The sequence below is a fragment of the Bartonella sp. AU15XJBT genome (genome assembly GCF_028618615.1).
GTDB lineage: Bacteria > Pseudomonadota > Alphaproteobacteria > Rhizobiales > Rhizobiaceae > Bartonella.
In genome coordinates, this window is the sequence record NZ_JAQITG010000045.1 from 1 (window position 1) to 3496 (window position 3496).

Annotated in this window: 4 protein-coding genes; all 4 read right to left on the reverse strand. The window is 45.9% G+C overall.

Annotation, left to right across the window (positions count from 1 at the left end; genetic code table 11):
• Positions 1 to 70 precede the first annotated feature (70 nt).
• The 4 genes from PVV57_RS09385 to PVV57_RS09400 are packed head-to-tail and all read right to left on the reverse strand — an operon-like array spanning position 71 to position 2880.
• Positions 71 to 493, reverse strand: a complete 423-nt coding sequence (locus tag PVV57_RS09385; RefSeq protein ID WP_273718815.1) for a gp436 family protein — start codon at positions 491 to 493, stop codon at positions 71 to 73.
• Positions 494 to 505: 12 nt separating this feature from the next.
• Positions 506 to 1471, reverse strand: a complete 966-nt coding sequence (locus tag PVV57_RS09390) for a capsid protein (protein ID WP_273718817.1) — start codon at positions 1469 to 1471, stop codon at positions 506 to 508.
• A gap of 12 nt (positions 1472 to 1483) precedes the next feature.
• Entirely contained in the window at positions 1484 to 1825 is a 342-nt protein-coding gene (locus PVV57_RS09395; RefSeq protein WP_273718819.1) for a hypothetical protein, read from the reverse strand.
• The gene (locus PVV57_RS09400) at positions 1822 to 2880 is read right to left on the reverse strand and encodes a phage protease (protein WP_273718821.1); all 1059 of its coding nucleotides are present in this window, start codon (positions 2878 to 2880) and stop codon (positions 1822 to 1824) included. The genes PVV57_RS09395 and PVV57_RS09400 overlap by 4 nt, the downstream gene beginning before the upstream one ends.
• Between the last annotated feature and the right edge of the window lie 616 nt (positions 2881 to 3496).

Sequence of the window (3496 nt, forward strand, 5' to 3'; positions counted from 1 at the left end):
CTTTTGTAAAAAGGATAAAGCCGCTTCAAGCCCGCTCTCTTTAATCTCAATATGGGTTGAAACAGACATGTTACCTTCCCATCAAACGCGGTTTGGCATGGAAAAAAGCCCCATCACGCACGGGACCATCTTCGCTCATAATTTTAGGTTCATCGACCCCCAAACCAGCTTTGCCTTCCGCAATGCGTTTCAAAAGTTCAACCGCCTGTTTGTAACGATCTTCAATGGTCGTGGTCAGTGCCGTATGGCGTATGGCTAAATTATAAACAGCAATATTGACACAAATCATGCTGAGAGCCGCCGGCTGTCCAGAAATCGGGACCACGTAGCGATGAGACAAATGCACATCAATCTCACCGCTTGCTTGGTTTAGAGCGCGGGCAATGGCTTGCTCTGAAAAAACTGGATCAGAATTCTCATCCATCCCACATAAGTCATCCAAGAAGTCATCACCCCAGAGCTCTTCAATCAATGTTTTGCTTGCATAAGCCATTAAGTCTTTTCCTTAAACAACGTCTTGCAACAAAACGCCGGCATCTTTTGCGGCGACCAATTCACACACACGTTCCCCCACACGCACCCGTTTACCGCCTGATAAGCCGATATCTGGATCAATGATCACTCCAGACAAACGTTCACCCAATTGGGCACTAAAGCCCCAACTGATGACCGAACCATCAGCCTGTTGTTTGGTGGGGTCAATATAAAGCAGTGCAATCTTATTGCCCCAAACGCGTGCCAATTGCGCTGAACGCCCTTTGCGGGCCAAATTCACTTGCGATTCACCAATGAGTAAACGATCGGGGTGTATTTCCATCAGATCAGCAAATTGCGCCTTGGTGACAAAACCATCAGCAGTGCCACCTCCTTTAACGGCTTTAATGATTTTGGGATGGCGTTTGAGTTTTGACCAAACAACTTTACCCATCACAATGGTGTTGGGCGTATAGACGAGAGCTTTATCCATCGCCTCATCTAAAGTGGCATAAGGATCAGATTTCTCATAATCACTGAATTTATTCTCACCTTTGAGCGTTATCACGCGCTCTGGTGCGTAATTTTCACTTCTTTGCACAAGGGCTGCAACACGCACTTCACGCCCCAATTCTAGCAAATTGGCAAGTCCTTCCACGGCTGTCTTTTCGGGGTTATAACGAGAGCGTCGCTCAGCCCTGGCGCGTGCCGCTGCTTCAATATCTGAATTGGGGATAAGATCATCAAGTCCATAATCTTTGACACTGGCTTCCCGTTCAAAGGCAGAAAATTCCACCACATTCGGGCGCCCTTTTCGCCCAACCTCAAGTTCAGGCACCGTAAAATTTTCCGCTAAAGGAAATTCACTATATTTAAACACCTCACTTAAAACAGAAACGCGTGGCAAAACTTTATCGCCAATAAGAGAACCTGCTGGATTGCGATAACCAATAGCAATAGCAGTGAGTGTTGGATCAATGGGAAAAGGTCTGTTCATTTTAAGCCTCGATTAATTAATTTTAAAAGAAATAACATCACCAGCAGAGCCATCACTCATGGCAATGCCAATGGTGCGATCTGCTGCTTCTGCCTTTATGGCGTGCCCTTTGGGGTCAGAGGTTAAAAAATCACCAAAGGAAACATTGCCTCCACAAACCACTTCGCCCCAACCGCATTGAGCAACATCAATCATCTCACCAGCCTTGGCTTCACAAGAGCCGGCAGTGCCTAATAATTTATCACCCTTACCAGTAGCCGTTGCCACCATTCCCTCAGTGCGGGCTGCAACAATGCAATAAGGCGAGATCACATCTCCAGCGCGAAAAGATTTCATCAAAATTGTCGTACTCATAATTGGCGCTCCTTTTGCTCGCTAATATAATCAACTGCTTGGCTAATGGTGATGTCGAAGCCTTGTGCTTTCTGCTCTTGTTGATAATGGCGTGCCGCAAGCGCAACCTCTTCTGGCGCAAGCTTTGCTTCTTGCACCAAGGCACACACTTCTAAAGGGCTTGTTGAGGCAAGCGCCGGCAATTTTTCTATCAAACTTTTAAAATGCTCCACGCCCCCTTCAAGGGTACAAAGGGCACAATATTCTTCACGTGCAGCAGGCAAAATCTTGCCCTCTTCAATCGCTTTGTCTAAAAGACTCTCAATCGTCGCCTTTTTTTGCTCTTCCCGCAAAAGTGCTAAATCTTCTCGCGCTTTTGTTAATTGGGTATTTAATTCCACCCGTTCTTTTTCGCGTGCTGCAATGCTTGCTAAAATTTCTGCAGGTTTTGCATCTTCTGCCAGCTCCAAAGCACTGGCAATGGCTGTTAAATCCATCATTTTCTCCGTCAAGGTTGTTGGGGACACCACAAGGGGTATCAAAGGGGGTGTTAAAGGGTATTCACGGCTTAAAGCCGTCATCACAAGGGCAGGACGGTTCACCAACCCTGCCCCTGCCAAACTTAAAATCTCACCATTTTTAGAATGACGAAACTCAGGGGAAAGATAGCGATACTCTCGGGCAATAATCTTTTTAGCTGCCATATCGGTCCATTTAACCCGACCCCAAATCGCACCATCCCGCTCTGCGAGTTCTTCAATCCAGCCACTAGCCGGCGCTTCCAAGCCGTTCCTCGCTCGGTGATGTTGCCCATGCTCATAATCAATCACAAGCGGTCCTTTATTGGCTGCAAAAGCCTTTAAAATCCTTTGTGGGTCATAATGCCATTCCCGTCCATCACGCGCCTTCACATGGGGCGCTTTAGGCAACAACTCGACCCATTCCGGCGCTTGGCTAACGGTGGCGTCTTGGCATAAAATATCTTGGCATAAAACGTCTGGGCAAAGATCTATGAACGCGGCATAAAATGTTTCTGCATCCCCATCTTCTTGATCTTCGTGAAATTCCTGTTCCATACATTGCCTATTGCTTTACAATTGTCATTGGCAATACAATGCATGAAACTTACTCCCACTATAAGTCTGACACTGTCAGTCAAAAGAGCATTTCTCAAAAAAGCACTCTTTTCCCTATTATTCTCCTTGTGAGAGAAACCCCCGTGCTAAACCATCCCATAAAATCGTTTTCAAAGGCACTTCAAAGGCGATAGAGCGCCGTTGTGAAGTTAGAGGTACAAATTATCACTCCATACAAAAAAGCCTCTCTCAAGGCGCGTTTTTTTAAAGATTGCTTTTTGGCTTAAAAACATTATATCATTGGAGATAAGGCGTGAGCCAGTTTTGCCAGGACGGCTTTGCCGGATCTGCGAGGAGTTGACCGCCCTCCACGCCTTCTCATTTCACAAAAGCCAACAGGTCTTTCCGGTGTTCTCTTTACAACAACCGTTCATTCTTCTTTTCCCTTTTAAAGAAAACACCCCCAGTCTCAAACACTCTTAATAAAAGTCAAACACTCTTATAAAATTGTTTTCAAAGACACTGGCGATAGAGCACCATTTTTTTAAAAGATTGCTTTTAAACGTTGAAACTGTTAGATTACCCGCGAGGCGTGAGCCAGTTATACCAGGACGGT